Source organism: Streptomyces rubradiris, assembly GCF_016860525.1.
Classification (GTDB): Bacteria; Actinomycetota; Actinomycetes; order Streptomycetales; family Streptomycetaceae; genus Streptomyces; species Streptomyces rubradiris.
The window spans coordinates 5,356,859-5,379,736 of sequence record NZ_BNEA01000015.1; the positions used below are offsets into that span (position 1 = coordinate 5,356,859).

Sequence of the window (22,878 nt, forward strand, 5' to 3'; positions counted from 1 at the left end):
CGTTACGAAACACGCGCAGGACACGGCCCGACGCCATGACGGTGCCGCTCCACGCGCGGTCGGCGCCGTTCGTTCTCCGGGGCACCAGCCCGACCGCCAGGCTGCGCCCGTCCGTCCTGGTGTCCTTCACCGGTTTTCCGGCGCTGCCGAGCCACCCCTAAACTGGCCTCCGTGACCCACAACGCTCAGCAGCAGCCCCCCAAGCCCGACACCGAACTGCCGACCCAGTACGCGCCGGCCGATGTAGAGGGGCCGTTGTACGAGCGCTGGGTAGAGCGGGGCTACTTCGACGCGGACGCCAAGAGCGACAAGCCGCCGTACACCGTCGTCATCCCGCCGCCGAACGTCACGGGCAGCCTGCACCTCGGGCACGCCTTCGAGCACACCCTGATCGACGCGCTCACCCGCCGCAAGCGCATGCAGGGCTACGAGACGCTGTGGCAGCCCGGCATGGACCACGCCGGCATCGCCACCCAGAACGTGGTCGAGCGCGAGCTGGGCAAGGAGGGCAAGTCCCGCCACGACCTGGGCCGCGACGCCTTCGTGGAACGCGTCTGGCAGTGGAAGGCCGAGTCCGGCGGCCAGATCAGCGGCCAGATGCGCCGCCTCGGCGACGGCGTCGCCTGGTCCCGTGAGCGCTTCACCATGGACGAGGGCCTGTCCCAGGCCGTCCAGACCATCTTCAAGAAGCTCTACGACGACGAGCTGATCTACCGCGCCGAGCGCATCATCAACTGGTGCCCGCGCTGTCTGACGGCCATCTCGGACATCGAGGTCGAGTACCAGGACGACGACGGCGAGCTGGTCTCCATGCGCTACGGCGACGGGGAGGACTCCATCGTCGTGGCCACCACCCGCGCCGAGACGATGCTCGGTGACACGGCCGTCGCCGTCCACCCCGACGACGAGCGCTACAAGCACCTCGTCGGCAAGCTCATCCGGCTCCCGCTGACCGACCGCTCCATCCCGGTCGTGGCCGACACCCACGTCGACCCCGAGTTCGGCACGGGCGCCGTCAAGGTCACCCCGGCCCACGACCCGAACGACTTCGAGATCGGCCAGCGCCACGACCTGCCGTCCATCACCGTGATGGACGAGCACGCCGTCATCACCGTCCACGGCCCCTTCCAGGGCATGGACCGCCTGGAGGCCCGCTCGGCGATCGTCGGCGCGCTGCGCGCCGAGGGCCGGATCGTCGCCGAGAAGCGGCCCTACGTCCACTCCGTCGGCCACTGCTCGCGCTGCAAGACCACCATCGAGCCGCGCCTGTCGATGCAGTGGTGGGTCAAGGTCGGCCCGCTGGCCAAGGCCGCCGGCGACGCCGTCCGCGACGGCAAGGTCAAGATCCATCCGCAGGAGATGGAGAAGCGGTACTTCGACTGGGTCGACAACCTGCACGACTGGTGCATCTCGCGCCAGCTGTGGTGGGGCCACCGCATCCCGGTCTGGTACGGCCCGAACGGCGAGGTCGTCTGCGTCGGCCCCGACGAGGAGCCGCCGTCCGGCGAGGGCTGGCACCAGGACACCGACGTCCTCGACACCTGGTTCTCCTCCGGCCTGTGGCCGTTCTCCACCCTCGGCTGGCCCGAGCGGACCGAGTCGCTCGCGAAGTTCTATCCGAACTCCGTCCTGGTCACCGGCTACGACATCCTCTTCTTCTGGGTCGCCCGGATGATGATGTTCGGCCTGTACGCGATGGACGGCACCCCGCCGTTCCACACCATCGCCCTGCACGGCATGGTCCGCGACCAGTTCGGCAAGAAGATGTCGAAGTCCTTCGGCAACGCGGTCAACCCGCTGGACTGGATGGACAAGTACGGCTCCGACGCCCTGCGCTTCACCCTGGCCCGCGGCGCCAACCCGGGCGTGGACGTGCCGATCGGCGAGGACTGGGTCCAGGGCTCGCGCAACTTCGCCAACAAGATCTGGAACGCGACCCGCTTCGCGCTGATGAACGGCGCGACGGTCCAGGGCCCGCTGCCGGACCCGGCGAAGATGTCCGCGACCGACCGCTGGATCCTCTCCCGCCTGAACTCGGTCGTCGCCGAAGTCGACGCCTACTACGACGACTTCCAGTTCGCCAAGCTCTCCGACGCCCTCTTCCACTTCGCGTGGGACGAGGTCTTCGACTGGTACGTGGAGCTGTCCAAGACCGTCTTCCAGGCGGGCGGCGAGCAGGCCGAGGTCAGCAAGCGGGTCCTCGGCGAGGTCCTCGACGTCACGCTGCGGCTGCTGCACCCGGTAGTCCCGTTCGTCACGGAGACCCTGTGGACCACGCTGACCGGCGGCGAGTCGGTCGTGATCGCCGACTGGCCGGCCGACAGCGGCTTCCGGGACGCGGCGGCCGAGCAGGAGATCTCCACCCTCCAGTCGGTCATCACCGAGGTCCGCCGCTTCCGCGCCGACCAGGGCCTCCAGCCCGGCCAGCGGGTCCCGGCCCGCCTCACCCTGGACGGCACGGCCCTCGCCCCGCACGAGGCGGCCATCCGCCAGCTGCTGCGGCTCCAGCCCGAGGGCGAGTCCTTCACGGCCACGGCGACCCTGCCGGTGGCGGGCGCCCAGGTCGCGCTCGACCTCTCCGGCACGATCGACGTCGCCGCGGAGCGCAAGCGCCTGGCGAAGGACCTGGCGGCGGCCCAGAAGGAGCGCCAGCAGGCCGAGGCCAAGCTCGGCAACGAGGCGTTCCTCGCCAAGGCCCCGGACCACGTCGTGGACAAGATCCGCACCCGCCTGACCAAGGCGGACGAGGACATCGCCCGCATCACCGCCCAGCTGGAGAGGCTGCCGCAGGCGTGAGTCACCGACGCACGCACGTCGCGTCAAACGTTTGACGCAAAAGCGTGAGTCACGGGTAGCGGGAGCGCGAAACGTCTGACGCTGCCGAAGGCCCCGGTGCCGCCCAGGCGCCGGGGCCTTCGGCGTGCCCCGCCAGGGGCGCGGGGAACTGCGCGACAAGCCACGACGGACCCGCAGCCGGCCGAGCGGGCAAGCCACCCCGGCCGGCGACACCAAGCCACCGCACCCTTTGTCAGCCGGTCTCCGTAGACTGGGCACCGTGAGCGACCCGAACGGTACCGACCAGCCCGACCCCCTCGACAGCTTCGACGAGATCATCGAAGCCGAGACCACCCGCGACCCCGACCTCGCGGTGATCGAGGCCGGCAGCCGCACCCTGCGCACCCAGGGCGGCCCGCCGCAGGCCGACGTACCCGCGCGCCCGGAGGACCCCGAGGTCGACAAGGCGCTGCGCGAGGTCGAGGCGGAGCTGGCCACCCGCTGGGGCGAGACCAAGCTGGAGCCCTCGGTCACGAGGATCTCCGCGCTGATGGACGTCCTCGGCGAGCCCCAGCGCTCGTACCCCTCGATCCACATCACGGGCACGAACGGCAAGACGTCCACCGCCCGCATGATCGAGGCCCTGCTCGGCGCCTTCGAACTGCGCACCGGGCGGTACACCAGCCCGCACGTGCAGTCGGTCACCGAGCGGATCAGCCTGGACGGCGCCCCGGTCTCGGCCGAGCGGTTCATCGAGACGTACCGGGACATCAAGCCGTACGTCGAGATGGTGGACGGTCAGCAGGAGTACCGGCTCTCCTTCTTCGAGGTCCTCACCGGCATGGCGTACGCCGCCTTCGCCGACGCGCCCGTGGACGTCGCCGTCGTCGAGGTCGGCATGGGCGGCTCCTGGGACGCCACCAACGTGATCGACGGTGACGTGGCCGTCGTGACCCCCATCGGCCTGGACCACACCGACCGGCTCGGGGAGACCACCGCGGAGATCGCCGGCGAGAAGAGCGGCATCATCAAGCAGGACGCGACCGTCATCCTGGCCCAGCAGCCGGTGGACGCGGCGCAGGTGCTGCTGAAGAAGGCCGTCGAGGTGGACGCCACGGTCGCCCGCGAGGGGCTGGAGTTCGGCGTCACCGCCCGGCAGGTCGCCGTCGGCGGGCAGCTGCTGACCCTGCGCGGCCTCGGCGGCGAGTACCCGGAGGTCTACCTCCCGCTGCACGGCGCCCACCAGGCGCACAACGCGGCCGTCGCGCTCGCCGCCGTGGAGGCGTTCTTCGGCGTCGGCGCCCAGCGCGCGGAGCCGCTGGACATCGACACCGTGCGCAAGGCGTTCGCGGCCGTCTCCTCCCCGGGCCGGCTTGAGGTCGTCCGGCGCTCCCCGACGGTCGTGCTGGACGCGGCGCACAACCCGGCGGGCGCCGAGGCCACCGCGGAGGCGGTGCGGGAGGCGTTCGACTTCAGCCGGCTGATCGGCGTCGTGGGCGCGAGCGGGGACAAGAACGTGCGGGGGCTGCTGGAGGCCTTCGAGCCGATCTTCGCCGAGGTCGTCGTCACCCAGAACTCCAGCCACCGCGCCATGGACGTGGACGAGCTGGCCGCGATCGCCGTCGAGGTGTTCGGCGACGAGCGGGTGCAGGTCGAGCCGCGGCTGCCGGACGCCCTGGAGGCCGCGATCACGCTGGCCGAGGAGGAGGGCGAGTTCGCGGGCGGCGGTGTGCTGGTCACCGGTTCCGTCATCACGGTCGGCGAGGCCCGGCTGCTGCTGGGGAAGGGCTGAGAGACAAGATGCGTACGCTCTGTGCGTCGACCCTGATCGGCGAGTTCTTCATCATCGGCTTCGCCGGGCTGGTCGCCATGAAGGACCCCGACCTGGCGACGTCGACGGTGTGGCTGGTCAGCGGTATCGCCATGCTGCTGTGCGTGCTGCTGTGCGGCATGGTGACCCGCCCGGGCGGGGTGGCCCTCGGCTGGGCCCTGCAGCTCGCCCTGATCGCCTCCGGTGTCTTCGTGCCGACCATGTACTTCATGGGCGCGGTCTTCGCGGCGCTGTGGTGGGCGTCGGTGCACTTCGGGAGAAAGGTGGACGAGGCGAAGGCCCGCTTCGCGGCGGGGGCGCAGGCGTCCTCCTCCCCGGCTGACGCTGCGTGACGGACGCCTCGGCACGCCCTGTAACCTCGTGCCACCGCACCCGTAAGCCGTGTAAGGAGCCCCTCGTGAGCCAGCGCACCCTTGTCCTCCTCAAGCCCGACGCCGTCCGCCGGGGGCTGACCGGTGAGATCATCGGCCGCATCGAGCGCAAGGCCGGCTGGCGGATCACCGCGCTGGAGCTGCGCACCCTGGACCGCGCCACGCTGGAGCAGCACTACGCCGAGCACGTCGGCAAGCCGTTCTACGAGCCGCTGGTGGAGTTCATGTCCTCCGGGCCGGTCGTCGCGCTGATCGTGGAGGGCGAGCGGGTGATCGAGGGCGTGCGCCAGCTGGCCGGCCCGACCGACCCGATCGCCGCCGCGCCCGGCTCGATCCGCGGTGACTTCGGTGTCATCGTCCGCGAGAACCTGATCCACGCCTCGGACTCGGAGGAGTCCGCCGAGCGCGAGGTGAAGATCTTCTTCCCCGGTCGCGCGTAAGACCCACGGCGGCGGAGAAGGTCCGGGCGGTGGTCCCGGGCCTTTCTCGCACCCTTCGTCCGGGCCCGCCGCACAGTCCGCGCATTTGAGGGAACGCGCGCCCCCGAACGCCCGTCTCCACAAGCGAGGCGGCACGCCATCTGGTGACAATGGCGGAGACCCTCGCGCAGTGTTCGTGGCGGCGCGTTTACGATGGAAGCCTTCACGTCACAGCACCCGCCTCGCCTACCTGACATGCCCTCAAAAGCGCAGGGAGGCCAGATGAATCCGGATGGGGAACTCAATGTCGTTCATCGGCCGTGACATGGCTGTCGACCTCGGGACCGCCAACACGCTGGTGTACGTCAGGGGTCGCGGAATCGTACTGAACGAGCCGTCCGTCGTGGCGATCAACACCAACACGGGTGGGATCCTGGCGGTCGGTTCGGAAGCCAAGAAGATGATCGGCCGGACGCCGGGCAACATCGTGGCCGTGCGTCCGCTGAAGGACGGTGTGATCGCCGACTTCGAGATCACCGAGCGGATGCTCCGCTACTTCATCCTGAAGATCCACAAGCGGCGGTACCTGGCCCGGCCGCGGGTCGTGGTCTGCGTGCCCTCGGGCATCACGGGAGTCGAGCGCCGCGCGGTCATCGAGGCGTCCTCCCAGGCCGGCGCCCGCCAGGTGCACATCATCGAGGAGCCCATGGCCGCCGCCATCGGCTCCGGACTGCCGGTGCACGAGGCCACGGGCAACATGGTGGTGGACATCGGCGGCGGCACCACGGAGGTCGCGGTCATCTCGCTCGGCGGGATCGTCACCGCCCAGTCCATCCGCGTCGCCGGGGACGAGCTGGACAACGCGATCATCCAGTACATCAAGAAGGAGTACAGCCTTCTGCTGGGCGAGCGCACCGCCGAGCAGATCAAGATCACGATCGGTTCGGCGTACGACCTGGACACCGACGAGCACACCGAGGTCCGCGGCCGTGACCTGGTGTCCGGGCTGCCGAAGACGGTCGTCATCTCGGCGGCCGAGGTCCGCAAGGCCATCGAGGAGCCGGTCAACGCGATCGTGGACGCGGTGAAGACCACCCTCGACAAGTGCCCGCCGGAGCTCTCCGGCGACATCATGGACCGGGGGATCGTGCTGACCGGCGGCGGGGCGCTGCTGCGCGGGCTGGACGAGCGGCTGCGCCGGGAGACCGGCATGCCGATCCACATCGCCGAGGATCCGCTGGACAGCGTCGCGCTCGGCTCCGGGAAGTGCGTCGAGGAGTTCGAGGCGCTCCAGCAGGTTCTGGACGCCCAGCCGCGCAGATGACGTCACTCCTCCATTCCGCCGTACGAGACGTTCTCCTCTCGTGCGGCGGATCGTTGATATAGAGGCATACGCTCCCCCTATTGGGCCTCTTCGGTTCGCGCGGCGCCATTCGCGTTCTCCGAAAGGCCCGCCGAATTCCTACTTGAGGAAGGGCACGGCCGCCGCACGTGAGGGACACGAAAGAGAGCCGGCTGCTCCTGGTCCTGCTGGTCGCCATCGCGTTCGCGCTGATCACGGTGGACATCCGGGGAGGACGGAACTCCCCGGTCGACGGTGCCCGGCACGCCGCCGCGGCGGTCTTCGGCCCGGTCGAGGACGGGTTGTCCGGTGTGGTCGACCCGGTCGGCGACGCCGTCTCCGCCGTCCGCGACTCGGGCACCCGGCACGACCGGCTCGCCGCGCTGGAGAAGGAGAACGCGGCCCTCAAGGCCGAGCTCGGCAGCGACGACCGCAACCGCAGCCGCCTGAAGCAGTTCGACAAGCTGATGAAGGTCGCCGGCGCGGGGCAGTACGCCATCAAGGGCGCCCAGGTCATCGCCATCGGGTCGGCACAGGGCTTCTCCTGGACCATCACCATCGACGCGGGCGCCGACGACGGCATCAAGCGGGACATGACCGTCCTCAACGGGGACGGCCTGGTCGGCCGGGTCACCACCGTCGGCCCCAGCACCTCCACCGTGCTGCTCGCCAACGACCCGGACTTCACCGTCGGCACCCGCATCGAGGGCAATGACGAACTCGGCTTCGCCTCCGGCCAGGGGGACCGCCCGCTGCGCGTGGAACTGCTCAACGGCAAGGCGGAGGTGAAGAAGGGCGACCGGCTCGTCACCTTCGGCTCCGAGGCCGACAAGCCGTTCGTGCCCGGCGTCCCGGTCGGTGTGGTCTCCCGCGTCGACCCCTCCGGCGGCGGCCTCACCCGCACCCTGTACGTCACCCCGTACGTCGGTTTCACCAAGCTCGACATCGTCGGCGTGGTCGTGCAGGGCCCCAAGAAGAACCCGCGGGACACCGTGCTCCCGGCCAAGCCGAAGCCGGTGCCGACGCCGACGGTGACCGTCACGGTGACCCCGTCGGCCGGCGCCCCCGTCCCCAACGGCGACGCGAACACCGACACCGCCAGCGACGAGCAGCAGTAGGAGCCGAATCCCATGCGTGTCAACCGGATCCTGCTGTCCAGCGCGCTGGTCGTGGTGGCCCTGGTGCTCCAGGTGAGCGTCCTGGCCCGGCTGCACCTGCCGGGCGCGGTGCCCGACCTGCTGCTGCTCACCGTCCTCGGCCTGGCGATGGTGTACGGCCATGTGGGCGGCGCCCTCGTCGGGTTCGGCGCCGGACTGCTCGCCGACCTGGCCCCGCCCGCCGACCACGCGGCCGGCCGCTACGCGCTCGTGCTGTGCGTCACCGGCTACTTCGCCGGTCTGATCCGGCCGGAGAACGGCCGGCTGAAGTCGGCGACCGGTCCGATGGCCGTCGTGGTCGCCGCCGCCGTCGGCTCCACCCTGCTCTACGCCGGGGTGGGCGCCCTGGTCGGCGACACCGCCGCCCGCCATGTCGGCCTGCCCGGGCTGCTGTTCTCGGCCGCCCTGTACGACCTGCTGCTCGCCCCGTTCGTGGTGCCCGGGGTGATGTGGCTGGCCCGCCGTGCCGACAACGACCCGCTCACCGAGACCGGCTCCGCCGCCAAGGCCGGGGACATCTCCTCCGGCTGGCTGTCCTCCGGCACCGGTCTGCGCGTCGGCGGCCGGCGCGGAGGGATCGGCGCGCTGAAGGCCAAGGCCCGCACCCGCTCCGCCCGGGTCGGCCGCATCAAGGGGGTCAAGCGGCTGTGAGCGGCGACGGGTTCGCACCCGGCAGGTTCACTCGAACGGGTCGGCTCTCCTGGAACGCGAGTTCACAGGCCGGTCGTTCATCATGCGTACGGGGGCGGCGGGTTCAAGCCCGGGTGCCCAGTACGCCCATGGCACGCACCGACGTCCGCGCGCGGACGTCCGCGCACTGAGAGGGGGAGACAGCCGCAGTGACCAACATTCCCGAGACCGGTCGGACCCCGCGGGTCCAGATCCGGCTCGTCGTGATCCAGATCCTCGTCCTCTCCCTCCTCGGCACGCTCGGCGGCCGGCTGTGGTACCTCCAGATCCGCGAGGGCGCGGAGTACCAGAAGGAGGCGTCCGGCAACCACGTCCAGCGGGTGGTCCAGCCCGCCGTGCGCGGGGACATCCTGGACGCCCGCGGCGTCCCCCTCGCGGACAACGAGACGCGGCTGGTGGTCTCCGCCTCCCGCACCGAGCTGACCAAGCAGAAGGACGGCGGCCGGGCCGTCCTCACCAAGCTGGCCGGTGTCCTCGGCATGAACCCGACGGAGGTCACGCAGAAGGTCCGGCTGTGCGACGCCAAGACCCCCCGGCCCTGCTGGAACGGCTCGCCGTACCAACCGATCCCGATCACCGACGAGGCCACGCCCCAGCAGGCCCTGCAGATCCGCGAGCGCTCCGAGGACTTCCCCGGCATCACCGCCGAACCCGAGGCCGTGCGCCGCTACCCGGGCCCCGGCAAGTCCAACACCGCGCAGGTGCTCGGCTACCTCTCGCCCGTCACCGACGAGGAGATCCAGCAGGCCAAGGACACCGACTCGCCGTACCTGCGCTCCGACATGGTCGGTCGCTCCGGCCTGGAGCGGACGTACGACAAGGTGCTGCGCGGCAAGGCCGGCGTCACCCGCTACGAGGTCGACAACCTCGGCCGGGTCATCGGCAAGGCCGAGTCGGAGGCGGCGCAGCCCGGTGCGAACCTGGTGACCAGCATCGACTCCCGCGTCCAGCGGGTCGCGGAGTACGAACTGGACAAGGCGATGAAGGTCGCCCGCCAGCAGTACGACAAGATCACGGGCACCAACTACAAGGCCGACTCCGGTGCCGTGGTGGTGATGGAGGCCAAGACCGGCCGGATCGTCGCGATGGCCTCCGCGCCGACCTACGACCCGAACGTCTGGGTCGGCGGCATCTCCGCCAAGGACTACAAGGCCCTCACCGGCAAGGACTCCGACTACCCGCTGCTGAACCGGGCCATACAGGGTCAGGCCGCGCCCGGTTCGACGTTCAAGGTGATCTCCACGGCCGCCGCCGTCGAGGCCGGCTACGCCTTCGACGGGCGCTACCCGTGCACCAGCTCCTATTCGGTGGGCAACCAGGTCTTCAAGAACTTCGAGGGCGAGAACTTCGGGCCCATCTCCCTGGGCCGCGCCCTGGAGGTCTCCTGCGACACCGTCTTCTACTACCTGGCCGACAAGGAGTGGAAGAGGGACGGCGGCAGCAACCCCAAGGGCACCCCGAAGGACTACTTCTACAAGGCCGCCCACCAGTTCGGCCTCGGCAAGGAGACCGGCATCGACCTGCCCAACGAGGTCACCGGCCGGGTCCCCGACCGCCGCTGGAAGCAGGCGTACTGGGAGGCCAACAAGGACGCCTGGTGCAAGACCGGCAAGAAGGACGGCTCGTACGTCGAGAAGATCGCCTACGAGAACTGCCTCGAAGGCAACAAGATGCGCGAGGGCGACTCGATCAACTACTCCATCGGCCAGGGCGACACGCTCGTCACGCCGATCCAGGAGGCCGTGATCTACGGCGCCGTCGCCAACGGCGGCACGATGTACCAGCCGACCATCGGCAAGGCGGTCATCAGCCCCGACGGCAAGACCGTGCGGGAGATCAAGCCGAAGAAGCGCGGGAAGCTCCCGGTCAGCCAGGCCACCCTCAAGGGCATGGACGACGCCTTCGCGGGCGTCATGACCCGTGGCACGGCGGCCTGGAAGTTCGGCGGCTGGCCCCAGGACAAGATCCCGCTGCACGGCAAGACCGGTACGGCGGAGGTCTACGGCAAGCAGACCACCTCCTGGCTGGCCACCTACTCGAAGGACTACACGGTGATCATGACGATCGCCCAGGCCGGTACGGGTTCCGGTGCCTCCGGTGAGGCCGTGCGCAACATCTACAGCGCGCTCTACGGCGTCCAGGGCGACGGCTCCGTCGACAACGGGAAGGCGCTGCTGCCCGAGCCGCAGAAGGGCCTGCCCAAGGTCCGCACGGACGGCACCATCGCCGCCCCTAAGATCACCGGCGACCCGGCGAAGGACACCGAGACCGCCCAGAAGGACAACCCGACCAACGGCGACGACCAGCAGCCCGCGGGCACCACGCCGTCGCCCACGACCGGCAACCGCGACACCCGCAGGCGCCGCGGGCACCGGGCCCGGGGAAGCCGGAGGATGCCCTCATGACCGGCACGAACAGCTTCTCCGTCTCCCGGTACGGCCCCGAACGGCCCGGCTGGGCCAGGCTCTTCGCCCGTGACTCGGTCACCCGCCGGCTGGACTGGCCGATCCTGTTCGCGGCCACCGCGCTGTCCCTGCTGGGCTCGCTGCTGGTGTACTCGGCGACCCGCAACCGCACCGAGCTGAACCAGGGCGACCCGTACTTCTTCCTGCTGCGGCACCTGATGAACCTCGGCATCGGGATCGCCCTGATGACCGCCACGATCTGGCTCGGCCACCGCGCCCTGCGCAACGCCGTGCCGATCCTCTACGGCCTGTCGGTGCTGCTCGCCCTGGTCGTCCTCACCCCGCTCGGGGCGACGATCAACGGCCAGCGCAACTGGCTGGTCATCGGCGGTTTCTCGCTCCAGCCGGCCGAGTTCCTCAAGATCTCGATCATCCTGGGCATGGCCATGCTGCTGGCGGCGCGGGTCGACGCGGGCGACAAGCCGTACCCCGACCACCGGACGGTGTTCCAGTCGCTGTGCCTGGCCGCCGTCCCCATCATGATCCTGCTGCTCATGCCCGACCTCGGCTCGGTGCTGGCCATGGTGGCGATCGTCCTGGGCGTGCTACTCGCCTCAGGCTCCTCCAACCGCTGGGTGTTCGGCCTGCTCGCCGCCGGGGTGATCGGCTGCGTGGCGATCTGGCAGCTGCACATCCTGGACGAGTACCAGATCAACCGGTTCGCGGCCTTCGCCAACCCGGACCTGGACCCCTCGGGCGTCGGCTACAACACCAACCAGGCCCGCATCGCCATCGGTTCCGGCGGTCTGACGGGCGCCGGGCTCTTCCACGGCTCGCAGACCACCGGCCAGTTCGTGCCCGAGCAGCAGACGGACTTCGTGTTCACGGTCGCGGGGGAGGAGCTGGGCTTCGTCGGCGCCGGTTTCATCATCTTCCTGCTCGGGCTGCTGCTGTGGCGCGCCTGCCGGATAGCGCGCGACTCGACCGAGCTGTACGGGACGATCGTGGCCGCCGGGATCGTCGCCTGGTTCGCCTTCCAGTCCTTCGAGAACATCGGCATGACCCTCGGCATCATGCCGGTCACGGGTCTGCCCCTGCCGTTCGTGTCGTACGGCGGCTCGTCGATGTTCGCCGTGTGGGTGGCCGTGGGCCTGCTCCAGTCGATCAAGGTACAGCGGCCGATGTCGGCGTAGCCCTCCCGGTGACGGCGGTGCCCTCTGCCGCGGGGGCGCCGCCGCCACTAGATTCGGTACATGGCGGACACGAAACGCGAGATCGAACGCAAGTACGAAGCCGACGACAGCGAGCTGCCCGACCTGACCGGCGTCGGCCCGGTGGCCGCCGTCCTCGACCGGGGCGTGGCCGAGCTGGACGCCACCTACTACGACACCGCCGACGAACGCCTGGCCGCAGACTCGCTCACCCTGCGCCGGCGCACCGGGGGCTCGGACGCCGGCTGGCATCTGAAGTTCCCCGTCGCCCCCGGGGTCCGCGACGAGATCCGGGCCCCGCTCGGCGACAGCGTGCCCGGGGAGATCGCCGCCCTCGTCCGCTCCCGGGTCCGCGACCGCGCGCTGGTGCCGCTGGTCCGGCTGCGCTCGGCGCGGGACGTGCGGCACCTGGTCGACGCGCGGGGCACCCTGCTGGCCGAGGCGAGCGTCGACACCGTGACCGCCGAGCGGCTGACCGGCCCCGGCGGGACCGCCCGGTGGACCGAGATCGAGGTGGAACTGGCCGACGGCGGCGACCCGGCCCTGCTCGACCGGCTGGAGGAGCGGCTGCGCGAGGCCGGGGTCCGGCCGTCCGCCGCCGCGTCGAAACTGGCCCGCGCCCTGGCGGAGACCGCGCCGGACCCCGGGAAGCAGGCCGGGCCCGCCGCGCCCGTGACCGCCGGCGACCATGTCCTCGCCTATCTGCGCGCCCAGCGGGACGCGCTGGTCACGCTCGACCCCGCCGTGCGCCGCGGCGTCCCCGACTCGGTGCACCGGATGCGGGTCGCCACCCGCCGCGCCCGCGCCACCCTGCGCACCTTCACCGGCGTCCTCGACCGCGCCGTGACCGGCCCCGTGGGGGCCGAGCTGAAGTGGCTCGCGGGCGAGCTGGGCGTCGCACGCGACCGGGAGGTGCTGGCCGACCGGCTGACGAGCGCCCTCGACGCGCTCCCGCCCGCCCTGGTCACCGGCCCCGTCCCGGAACGGCTCACCGCCTGGGCCGAGGCCCGCCACGGCACCCGCGCCCATCTGACCGGCGTCCTGGACTCGCGCCGCTATCTGGCCCTGCTCGACGCCCTGGACGCCCTGCTCGCCGACCCCCGCTGCGCGCGACGGCCGGGCGGAAACCGAAGAAGACGCTCGCCAAGGCCGTACGCAAGGACGAGCGGAAGCTGGCGGCCCTGATGGAGCACGCGCTCGCCCTGCCGGCGGGGCAGGAGCGCGACCGCGCGCTGCACGAGGCCCGCAAGAAGGCCAAGCGCACCCGCTACGCCGCCGAGGCCGCCACCGACGCCCTGGGCGGCCCCGCCCGCGCCCTCACCAAGGCCATGAAGAGCCTGACCACCCTGCTCGGCGACCACCAGGACGGCGTCATGGCCCGGCACACCCTGCGCGAGCTGGCCGCGGTGGCCCACGCGGCGGGGGAGAACGCGTTCGCCTACGGGCTGCTGTACGGCAGGGAGGAGGGGCACGCGGCCCGGCTGGTGGCGGAGCTGGAAGGGCGGTGGAAGAAGATCGCCGACGGGCTGTCCGGCTGAGCGTGCGGGGCGACCCGCCGGGCGGGTTACGCTTGATGGTCACCCCCCCCCAGCCTCCGGCCGGGGGTACCCCCGTCAGCTCATGAAGGTTCGCGAGATGCCTGTCGAGTCGGTTTTCCCGCAGCTCGAAGCTCTGCTCCCGCACGTGCAGAAGCCGATCCAGTACGTCGGCGGAGAGCTCAACTCCACGGTCAAGCCGTGGGACGAGTGCGACGTCCGCTGGGCGCTCATGTACCCGGACGCGTACGAGGTGGGTCTGCCCAACCAGGGCGTCATGATCCTCTACGAGGTCCTCAACGAGCAGGAGGGCGTCCTCGCCGAGCGCACCTACAGCGTCTGGCCGGACCTGGAAGCGCTGATGCGCGAGCACGGCGTCCCGCAGTTCACGGTGGACAGCCACCGCCCGGTGAAGGCGTTCGACGTGCTCGGCCTCAGCTTCTCCACGGAGCTGGGCTACACGAACATGCTCACCGCGCTGGACCTGGCGGGCATCCCGCTGGAGTCCCGGGACCGCACCGAGGACGACCCGATCGTCCTGGCCGGCGGTCACGCGGCCTTCAACCCGGAGCCGATCGCCGACTTCATCGACGCGGCCGTGATCGGCGACGGCGAGCAGGCCGTCCTCGACATGACCCGGATCATCCGCGAGTGGAAGGCCGAGGGCCGTCCCGGCGGCCGCGAGGAGGTGCTGTTCCGCCTCGCGAGGACGGGCGGGGTGTACGTCCCGGCGTTCTACGACGTGGAGTACCTGCCGGACGGCCGGATCGCCCGTGTGGTGCCCAACCGCTCCGGCGTGCCGTGGCGGGTGTCCAAGCACACGGTCATGGACCTGGACGAGTGGCCGTACCCGAAGCAGCCCCTGGTGCCGCTGGCCGAGACCGTCCACGAGCGGATGTCCGTGGAGATCTTCCGCGGCTGCACCCGCGGCTGCCGCTTCTGCCAGGCCGGCATGATCACCCGTCCGGTGCGCGAGCGTTCCATCACGGGCATCGGCGAGATGGTCGAAAAGGGCCTGCAGGCGACCGGTTTCGAGGAGGTGGGCCTGCTGTCCCTGTCCTCGGCCGACCACAGTGAGATCGGCGACATCGCCAAGGGCCTCGCGGACCGGTACGAGGACGACAAGATCGGCCTGTCCCTGCCCTCCACCCGCGTGGACGCCTTCAACATCGACCTGGCCAACGAGCTGACCCGCAACGGCCGCCGGTCCGGTCTGACCTTCGCCCCCGAGGGCGGCTCGGAGCGCATCCGCAAGGTCATCAACAAGATGGTCTCGGAAGAGGACCTGATCCGTACGGTCGCGACGGCGTACGGCAACGGCTGGCGCCAGGTGAAGCTGTACTTCATGTGCGGCCTGCCGACGGAGACCGACGAGGACGTCCTCCAGATCGCCGACATGGCCACGCGCGTCATCCAGAAGGGCCGCGAGGTCTCCGGCTCCAACGACATCCGCTGCACGGTCTCCATCGGCGGCTTCGTGCCCAAGCCGCACACCCCGTTCCAGTGGGCGCCGCAGCTGTCGGCCGAGGAGACGGACGCGCGCCTGGCGAAGCTGCGCGACAAGATCCGCGGCGACAAGAAGTACGGCCGCTCGATCGGCTTCCGCTACCACGACGGCAAGCCCGGCATCGTGGAGGGCCTGCTCTCCCGCGGCGACCGCCGCGTCGGCGCGGTGATCCGCGCGGTGTACGACGACGGCGGCCGGTTCGACGGCTGGCGCGAGCACTTCTCCTACGACCGCTGGATGGCGTGCGCGGACAAGGCCCTCGCCCCCTTCGGCGTGGACGTCGACTGGTACACCACCCGGGAGCGCGGCTACGAGGAGGTCCTGCCCTGGGACCACCTCGACTCCGGCCTGGACAAGGACTGGCTCTGGGAGGACTGGCAGGACGCCCTCGACGAGACCGAGGTCGAGGACTGCCGCTGGACGCCGTGCTTCGACTGCGGTGTCTGCCCCCAGATGGACACCCACATCCAGATCGGCCCGACGGGCAAGAAGCTGCTGCCCCTGACGGTGAAGAACGCGGCTCCCGCACCGGCGGCGAGCGGCCACACGCACTGAGGCCCTCTCTCCGGTCGGACAGGGGTGTCCGGCGGCCCGCGACGGCTGCCGGCCACCCCTTCCGCGTGCTCACGGCGCCCGCGTATTTCGTGATGAACATGACAGGGTCGCATCCGATCGGCCGGTCCGCGCGTCTTCTCGGTCATGGATCTTCAGAAGTCGCCGGAGCCGCGCCGGGAGCCCGAGGGCTGCCTCGTCGTCGCCGTCCGCCTGCCCGTGCGGATCGTCGTCCTGGTGCTGGTCGTGCCGGTGCGGATGGTGTGGGACGCGCTCGTCGTCACCGGACGGCTTCTGCGGGACACCGTGCTCAAACCACTCGGACGGGCCCTCCTGTGGACCGGCAGGGCCCTGTTCGTCTGGCCCTTCGTGGCCCTGTGGCGGTACCTGCTGGTCCCCGTCGGCCTCGCACTCGCCTGGCTCGGCCGGGTCCTCGTCGTCGTGCCGGCCGTGTGGTGCTACCGGTACGTCCTCACCCCCGTCGGACACGCCCTCGCCTGGCTGGCGCGCGCGATCGGCGCCGGGCTCGCGTGGGTGTACGCGCGCGTGCTGGTGCCCGTCGGGCGGGCGCTGGCCTGGCTGGTGCGGTACCTGGTCGTCGTCCCCGCGCGGTGGCTCCACACCTGGTTCCTCGCCCCCGTCGGCCGGGCCGTCGCCTGGTGCGCGCGAGGACTCGCCCGGCTGCTGGGCCTCCTCGTCACCGGGATCGGCCTCGCCCTGTACTGGACCGCCCGAATCCTGTTCGTCCTGCCCGCGCTCGCGGTGTGGCGCTGGGTGCTCGCGCCCGTCGGCCGGTTCCTGGCGCTCCTCGCCCGCGAGGTGCGGGACGCCCTCGGACACGCCTGGCGGATCGCGGGGCGGATCTCCCGGGCCGTCGGACGCGTCCTCGCCACCCTCTTCCGGTGGATCCTCGTGGAACCGGTGCGCTGGGTGTACCGCACCGTCCTCACTCCGGTCGGGCACGCGGTGCGCGACGCCGTCCTGCGGCCCGTCGCCGCGGGCGTGCGCGCGGTGGGCCGGGTGGCCCGGGCGGCGGTGACCACGGCCCGCGACACGGTACGGCAGGCCCGTGCCGAGTTCCGCCGGATGCTGTTCGGCACCTCCCGGCAGCCGGCCGCGGTGGACCGGCGGGAACCCGTGGTCCGCGACACACGTACTCTTGGTAGGAGTACGACCGCACTCACGAAGGACTGAGCGACACTGGGCAAGCGACAGCCCGAAGGCCCGCCGCCCGCACCCGCGGTGCAGCGCATTCGCCTGCGCTACACCAAGCGCGGCCGCCTGAGGTTCACCAGCCACCGAGACTTCCAGCGCGCCTTCGAGCGGGCGCTGCGTCGCGCCGAGGTGCCCATGGCGTACTCGGCCGGGTTCACGCCGCACCCCAAGGTGTCGTACGCCAATGCCGCACCCACCGGCACGGGCAGTGAGGCGGAGTACCTGGAGATCGCGCTCACCGCACCGCGCGACCCGGAGACCCTGCGCGCCCTCCTCGACGAGTCGCTGCCCGCCGGGCTCGACATCGTCGAGGCGGTCGAGGCACGGACCTCCGGCCTCGCCGACCGGCTGACGGCCTCCGTCTGGGAGCTGCGGCTGGACGGCGTGGAGCCGGCCGAGGCCGAGCGCGCGGTCGAGGCCTTCACCAAGGCCGAGGCCGTGGAGGTGCAGCGGATGACGAAGAACGGCGTCCGCACCTTCGACGCCCGCCCGGCCGTGGTGAGCCTGGAAACGCACGGCGCTCCGGCTGATAGGCCGAGCGACCGGCCCTGTGCGATACTGCGGCTGGTTGTTCGGCACGTGACGCCTGCCGTACGACCCGACGACGTCCTGTCCGGTCTCCGCGCCGTGGCCGACCTGGCGCCGCCGGTCCCCGCAGCGGTGACCAGGCTGGCGCAGGGGCTGTTCGATGAAGAGACCGGCACGGTGACCGACCCGCTCGCGCCCGACCGCGAGGCTGCCGGGGCCCTGACGGCCCAGCCGGCCGCCGCGACGGCGCCTATGCCGGAAGGTCCCGCGTAGGGACGGACGTCGTAGCGCCGCCCTCGTACTCGGGAGCCACCTGGGTCGGGCAGCGCACCGACCAGAAGACTTTCGCCAGGCCGTACCGACAAGGCGTACGGAACCGGCGAGACAGGACACAGAGTGCTCCCGTGCGGCGCCCGCGCCCCGGACGGCGGCCACCGCGCATCGCGCGGGCCGCGGACGTCAACGGCGGACGGTCCCCTGAGACCGGCGCCGGACCAGGTGCGGCGCCCGGGAGCCTGACGGGAGATACGCCCGCATGCTCGGACCGAACGAACCCCAAGAGGGTTCCGAACTGAACACCCCCAGCGACACCCTGCCGCCGCGCAGGCGCCGCCGTGCCGCCTCCCGCCCGGCGGGCCCGCCCGCCGCGGCGGCCGGGGCGCCCACCGAGGTCACCGTGCCGGCCATACCGGCCGCGGAGACCGACGAGGTCGCCGAGGCGGTCGCGGACGCCGAGGCCACCGGAGCCGGAGAAGCGCAGGTGACCGAAGAGCCCCAGGCGGCTGAGGCGCCCGCCGAGGCCGCTCCCGCCGCGCGTCCGCGTCGTCGGGCCACGCGCCGTGTGTCGGCGCCCGCCGGTGCGCCGGTGTCCGGCGAGGCCGCCGAGACCGTCGTTCCGGCCGCTGCCGCCGAGACGGCCCCCGTCGCCGAGGCCGGGGCGGTCGTCGTCGGCGAGGAGGCCGCGCCGCGCCGCACCCGCCGCCGGGCCACGCGCAGCGTCTCCGCGCCGACCGCCGCCACCGGGACGACCGCCGCCGAGACCCCCGAGACCGCTCCGGCCGCCGAGGCACCCGCCGAAGCTGCCGCGCCGGAGGCGCCCGCCGAGGCCGCTCCCGCCGCGCGTCCGCGTCGCCGGGCCACGCGCCGCGTGTCGGCCCCCGCCGGTACGCCGGCCACCGCCGAGGCCGCCGAGACGTCCGCCCCGGCCGCCGAGATCGTCGCCCCGGCCGCCGCCGCGCCGGAAGCGGCGCAGGAGCCGGCCGCCGAGGAGACCGTGGCGGAGGCTGCCGAGGCCGCTCCCGCCGCGCGTCCGCGCCGTCGGGCCACGCGCCGTACGTCGGCGCCCGCCGGTGCGCCCAAGGCCGCCGAGGAGACGCCCGCCGCCGAGCTGACCGAGCCCGCCGTTGCCGCCCCGCAGGAGCCGGCCGCCGAGGAGGCCGCGCCGGAGGCTGCCGAGGCCGCTCCCGCCGCGCGTCCGCGTCGTCGGGCCACGCGCCGTGCGTCGGCGCCCGCCGGTGCGCCCAAGGCCGCCGAGGAGACGCCCGCCGCCGAGGCGGAGCCGGTGCGGGAGACGCCCGCCGAGACGCCTGTGGACGACGCTGCCGAGGCGCCCGTCGAGGAGGCCGCCCCGCGCCGTACCCGGCGCCGGGCCACCCGCCGGGTCTCCGCGCCCGCCGGCGAGGAGGCCGCCGAGGCCCCCGCCGCCAACCGGGCCGAGGAGCGGACTCCGGCCACCCCCGCGGAGCCGGAGGCCCCCGTGACCACGCACACCACCGAGCCGGCCGCCGCCGCCCAGGCCCCGCAGATCCCCGTGCCGGCCGCCGAGGCCGCCGCGCCGCGCCGCGCCCGGCGCCGGGTCGTACGAGCCGCGTCCGGGTTCGCCGAGCCCGCGCAGCCCGCCGCGCCCAAGGCCGCCGAGCCCGCCGAGCCCACCGAGGCCGCCGAGCCCGCCGCGGCGAAGGGCAAGCGCCGCCCCGCCCGTCCCGCCGTCGCCGTGTTCCAGGCGCCGGTGTTCACCGAACCCCGGTTCCAGACCCCGGAGCGGGCCGCCGCCGAGGCCGCGGCCGAGGCCGCCGAGGCGGAGGAGCCCGAGGAGTACGCGGAGGAGCGCGCCGAGACCGGCACCCGCCGGCGCCGGCGCCGCCGCGGTGCCGCCGAGGAGACCCGGCCCGTCGAGACCGCCGCCGAGGAGGAGCCGGAGGAGGCCGAGGAGGCCCCCGAGTCCGCCGAGGACCTCGCCGAGGGCGAGGAGGGCGACGACACCGAGGGCGCCGAGGGCTACGAGGAGTCCGGCTCGCGCCGCCGTCGCCGCCGGGGCGGACGCCGCCGCCGGCGCGGTGACGCCGCCGACGGCGAGTCCGGCGAGGGCGTGGACGCCGACGCCGAGGAACTGGCCGCCGAGCAGGCCGCGCAGGACGCCGAGGACACCGCCGAGCAGGAGGAAGAGGACGCCGAGGAGGGCCGCGCCGACGAGCCCGCCGGGTCCAGCTCCAGCAGCCGCCGGCGCCGTCGCCGCCGGCGCCGGGCCGGTGACGCCACCGCCGACGCCGAGCCGTCCGCCGACGACCCGGAGCGCACCGTCGTCAAGGTCCGCGAGCCGCGCAAGCCCAGCGAGCCGTCCGACGAGGTGCAGTCCATCAAGGGCTCGACCCGGCTGGAGGCCAAGAAGCAGCGCCGCCGCGAAGGCCGTGAGCAGGGGCGCCGGCGCGTCCCGATCATCACCGAGGCCGAGTTCCTGGCCCGCCGCGAGGCCGTCGAGCGCGTGATGGTGGTCCGCCAGCACGGCGACCGTACGCAGATCGGCGTCCTGGAGGACGGCGTGCTCGTCGAGCACTACGTCAACAAGGAGCAGTCGACCTCGTACGTCGGCAACGTCTACCTGGGCAAGGTCCAGAACGTGCTGCCGTCGATGGAGGCCGCCTTCATCGACATCGGCAAGGGCCGCAACGCCGTCCTGTACGCCGGTGAGGTCAACTTCGAGGCGCTCGGCATGTCGGGCGGTCCGCGCCGCATCGAGTCCGCCCTGAAGTCCGGCCAGTCCGTCCTGGTGCAGGTCACCAAGGACCCGATCGGCCACAAGGGCGCCCGTCTGACCAGCCAGGTCTCCCTCCCGGGCCGCTACCTGGTGTACGTGCCCGAGGGCTCGATGACCGGCATCAGCCGCAAGCTCCCCGACACCGAGCGGGCCCGGCTGAAGACCATCCTCAAGAAGATCGTCCCCGAGGACGCGGGCGTGATCGTGCGCACCGCCGCCGAGGGCGCGAGCGAGGACGAGCTGCGCCGTGACGTCGAGCGGCTCCAGGCGCAGTGGGAGGAGATCCAGAAGAAGGCCAAGAGCGGCAACGCCCCGACGCTGCTGTACGGCGAGCCGGACATGACCGTCCGGGTCGTGCGCGACATCTTCAACGAGGACTTCTCCAAGGTCATCGTCAGCGGCGACGACGCCTGGCAGACCATCCACGGCTACGTCTCGCACGTCGCCCCGGACCTGGCCGGCCGGCTGTCGAAGTGGACGAGCGAGGTCGACGTCTTCGCCACCTACCGGATCGACGAGCAGCTCGCCAAGGCGCTGGACCGCAAGGTCTGGCTGCCCAGCGGCGGTTCGCTGGTGATCGACCGGACCGAGGCGATGGTCGTCATCGACGTCAACACCGGCAAGTTCACCGGCCAGGGCGGCAACCTGGAGGAGACGGTCACCAGGAACAACCTGGAGGCGGCCGAGGAGATCGTGCGCCAGCTCCGGCTGCGCGACCTCGGCGGCATCATCGTGATCGACTTCATCGACATGGTCCTGGAGTCCAACCGCGACCTGGTGCTGCGCCGCCTGCTGGAGTGCCTGGGCCGGGACCGTACGAAGCACCAGGTGGCCGAGGTCACCTCGCTGGGCCTGGTGCAGATGACCCGCAAGCGGGTCGGCCAGGGCCTGCTGGAGTCCTTCTCCGAGACCTGTGTCCACTGCAACGGCCGCGGTGTCATCGTCCACCTGGACCAGGCCGCCGCGAACGGTGGCGGCGGCAAGCGCAAGAAGCGCGGCGGCCGGGGCGCCGAGGCGGCGGAACCGGTGCACGAGCACGTGCACGAGACCCCCGCCGTGGCCGTGGAGGCCGGCACGCCCGTCACGCCCGCGGTGGAGTCCGCCGCCGAGGTGGCCGCCGAGGCCGCCGAGCCGGTCGCCCTGCCCGCGCCCGACTTCGCGCCGGACGAGGAGCTGTACAGCAGCGTCGCCGAGGCGGAGGCGGCGGCCACCCGTGGCCGTACCCGCCGCCGGGCGAGCCGCCGCGCTTCGGCTCCGGCCGGCGCACCGAAGGCGGAGAAGCCCGAGAAGGCCGAGAAGGCCGAGAAGCCGGCGGAGAAGCCCGAGAAGGCCGAGAAGCCGGAGAAGACGGCGGAGAAGCCGGAGAAGGCCCGCCGCAAGGCGGAGCGGGCCGAGGCCGAGCCCGTCGCGGAGCCCGAGGCGCCCACCGCCCAGGACGTCACCGCCGAGGAGGCGGCGGCGCGCCCGGTGCGGCCGGAGCCCGCCGCCGAGGCACTGGCCGAGCCCGCGGCCGTCGAGGACCAGGTGGTCCCGGCGCCGCAGGCCGAGGTGCCGGCCGCCGAGGAGGCCGCGCCCAAGGGCCGTACGCGCCGTCGGGCGACCCGGAAGGCGTCGGCCCCGGCCGGTTCCCCCGCGGGCGCCGAGGCGGCCGTGGTGACCGTGTCCGAGCCCGCGTCCGCGGCCGAGGCTCCGGCGGAGCAGCCCGCTCCGGTCGCCGAGGCCCCGGCGGAGGCCGAGAAGCCGGTGGAGGCCGAGCAGCCGGTGGCCGAGAGCGCCCCGGCGCCGGCCCGCCCGCGCCGCCGTGCGGTGCGCAAGGCCACCGCGCCGACCGCGCCCGAGGAGGCGGCCGTGGTGGTCGTCCCGTCGGCGGCGGCCGAGGCGGCTCCGGCGGCGGAAGCCGCGGCGGCCGAGGCCCCGGTGCCCGAAGGCGCGGCGGCGGAAGCCCCCGTGGCCGAGGCCCCGGTGACCGAGGGAGCCGAGGAGGCCGAGGCGGCCGCTCCGGCCAAGAAGACCGCCCGCAAGGCGGCGGCCAAGAAGGCACCGGCGAAGAAGGCGGCGGCCAAGAAGGCCACCACCAAGAAGACCGCCGCGGCCAAGAAGACGGCAGCGAAGAAGACGACGGCCAAGAAGGCGACGAAGACCGCCAAGACGGCCGCCGCGAAGTCGACGGCGAAGTCCGTGCCGTCGGCCCCGGCCGCCGACGACTGATCGCGCCGCCGTACAGGGTGTGGTCCTGTCCCCGGACAGGGCCACACCCGTTTTTCCCGCCGGCCCCGGCCGGCGTGCGACCGCCCGCCGCCCCCGCA

General features: G+C 72.6%; 13 protein-coding genes and 1 pseudogene. All 14 read left to right on the forward strand.

What is annotated here, in order from left to right:
- Positions 1-171 precede the first annotated feature (171 nt).
- Complete coding sequence (locus tag Srubr_RS37085) at positions 172-2,796, forward strand: valine--tRNA ligase (protein ID WP_189995385.1); 2,625 nt, start codon at positions 172-174, stop codon at positions 2,794-2,796.
- A 259-nt stretch (positions 2,797-3,055) separates the two neighbouring features.
- Positions 3,056-4,567: a bifunctional tetrahydrofolate synthase/dihydrofolate synthase gene (gene folC, locus Srubr_RS37090; RefSeq protein WP_189995381.1), complete on the forward strand. Its 1,512-nt coding sequence runs from the start codon at positions 3,056-3,058 to the stop codon at positions 4,565-4,567.
- A gap of 8 nt (positions 4,568-4,575) precedes the next feature.
- On the forward strand, positions 4,576-4,938 hold the full coding sequence (locus Srubr_RS37095; protein WP_189995380.1) for a DUF4233 domain-containing protein: 363 nt from the start codon (positions 4,576-4,578) through the stop codon (positions 4,936-4,938).
- Positions 4,939-5,003: 65 nt separating this feature from the next.
- Positions 5,004-5,417: a nucleoside-diphosphate kinase gene (gene ndk, locus Srubr_RS37100; protein WP_189995379.1), complete on the forward strand. Its 414-nt coding sequence runs from the start codon at positions 5,004-5,006 to the stop codon at positions 5,415-5,417.
- A gap of 283 nt (positions 5,418-5,700) precedes the next feature.
- Positions 5,701-6,720, forward strand: a complete 1,020-nt coding sequence (locus Srubr_RS37105) for a rod shape-determining protein (RefSeq protein ID WP_030790429.1) — start codon at positions 5,701-5,703, stop codon at positions 6,718-6,720.
- Between the two features lie 167 nt (positions 6,721-6,887).
- On the forward strand, positions 6,888-7,856 hold the full coding sequence (mreC, locus tag Srubr_RS37110; protein ID WP_189995377.1) for a rod shape-determining protein MreC: 969 nt from the start codon (positions 6,888-6,890) through the stop codon (positions 7,854-7,856).
- Between the two features lie 12 nt (positions 7,857-7,868).
- Positions 7,869-8,546: a rod shape-determining protein MreD gene (mreD, locus tag Srubr_RS37115; RefSeq protein ID WP_189995375.1), complete on the forward strand. Its 678-nt coding sequence runs from the start codon at positions 7,869-7,871 to the stop codon at positions 8,544-8,546.
- A 188-nt stretch (positions 8,547-8,734) separates the two neighbouring features.
- Positions 8,735-10,990, forward strand: a complete 2,256-nt coding sequence (mrdA, locus tag Srubr_RS37120; RefSeq protein ID WP_189995373.1) for a penicillin-binding protein 2 — start codon at positions 8,735-8,737, stop codon at positions 10,988-10,990.
- Positions 10,987-12,183, forward strand: coding sequence for a rod shape-determining protein RodA (rodA, locus tag Srubr_RS37125; RefSeq protein WP_189995371.1), 1,197 nt, complete (start codon positions 10,987-10,989; stop codon positions 12,181-12,183). The genes mrdA and rodA overlap by 4 nt, the downstream gene beginning before the upstream one ends.
- A gap of 60 nt (positions 12,184-12,243) precedes the next feature.
- Positions 12,244-13,739, forward strand: a pseudogene (locus tag Srubr_RS37130) (CYTH and CHAD domain-containing protein).
- Between the two features lie 97 nt (positions 13,740-13,836).
- Positions 13,837-15,798 carry a TIGR03960 family B12-binding radical SAM protein gene (locus Srubr_RS37135; RefSeq protein WP_189995369.1) on the forward strand — a complete coding sequence of 654 codons (1,962 nt, stop codon included), beginning with the start codon at positions 13,837-13,839 and terminating at the stop codon, positions 15,796-15,798.
- 144 nt (positions 15,799-15,942) lie between these two features.
- Entirely contained in the window at positions 15,943-16,989 is a 1,047-nt protein-coding gene (locus Srubr_RS37140) for a hypothetical protein (RefSeq protein ID WP_189995367.1), read from the forward strand.
- 48 nt (positions 16,990-17,037) lie between these two features.
- A complete protein-coding gene (locus Srubr_RS37145) occupies positions 17,038-17,811 on the forward strand; it encodes a TIGR03936 family radical SAM-associated protein (protein WP_189995365.1) in 774 nt (257 codons plus the stop codon).
- A gap of 262 nt (positions 17,812-18,073) precedes the next feature.
- Positions 18,074-22,780: an Rne/Rng family ribonuclease gene (locus Srubr_RS37150; protein WP_189995363.1), complete on the forward strand. Its 4,707-nt coding sequence runs from the start codon at positions 18,074-18,076 to the stop codon at positions 22,778-22,780.
- Positions 22,781-22,878 lie beyond the last annotated feature (98 nt).

Coding starts and splice junctions, on each gene's coding strand:
- Srubr_RS37095 (WP_189995380.1), top strand. CDS start 4,576: ATGCGTACGCTCTGTGCGTCGACCCTGATCGGCGAGTTCTTCATCATC.
- Srubr_RS37105 (WP_030790429.1), top strand. CDS start 5,701: ATGTCGTTCATCGGCCGTGACATGGCTGTCGACCTCGGGACCGCCAAC.
- mreD (WP_189995375.1), top strand. CDS start 7,869: ATGCGTGTCAACCGGATCCTGCTGTCCAGCGCGCTGGTCGTGGTGGCC.
- rodA (WP_189995371.1), top strand. CDS start 10,987: ATGACCGGCACGAACAGCTTCTCCGTCTCCCGGTACGGCCCCGAACGG.
- Srubr_RS37135 (WP_189995369.1), top strand. CDS start 13,837: ATGCCTGTCGAGTCGGTTTTCCCGCAGCTCGAAGCTCTGCTCCCGCAC.
- Srubr_RS37140 (WP_189995367.1), top strand. CDS start 15,943: ATGGATCTTCAGAAGTCGCCGGAGCCGCGCCGGGAGCCCGAGGGCTGC.
- Srubr_RS37150 (WP_189995363.1), top strand. CDS start 18,074: ATGCTCGGACCGAACGAACCCCAAGAGGGTTCCGAACTGAACACCCCC.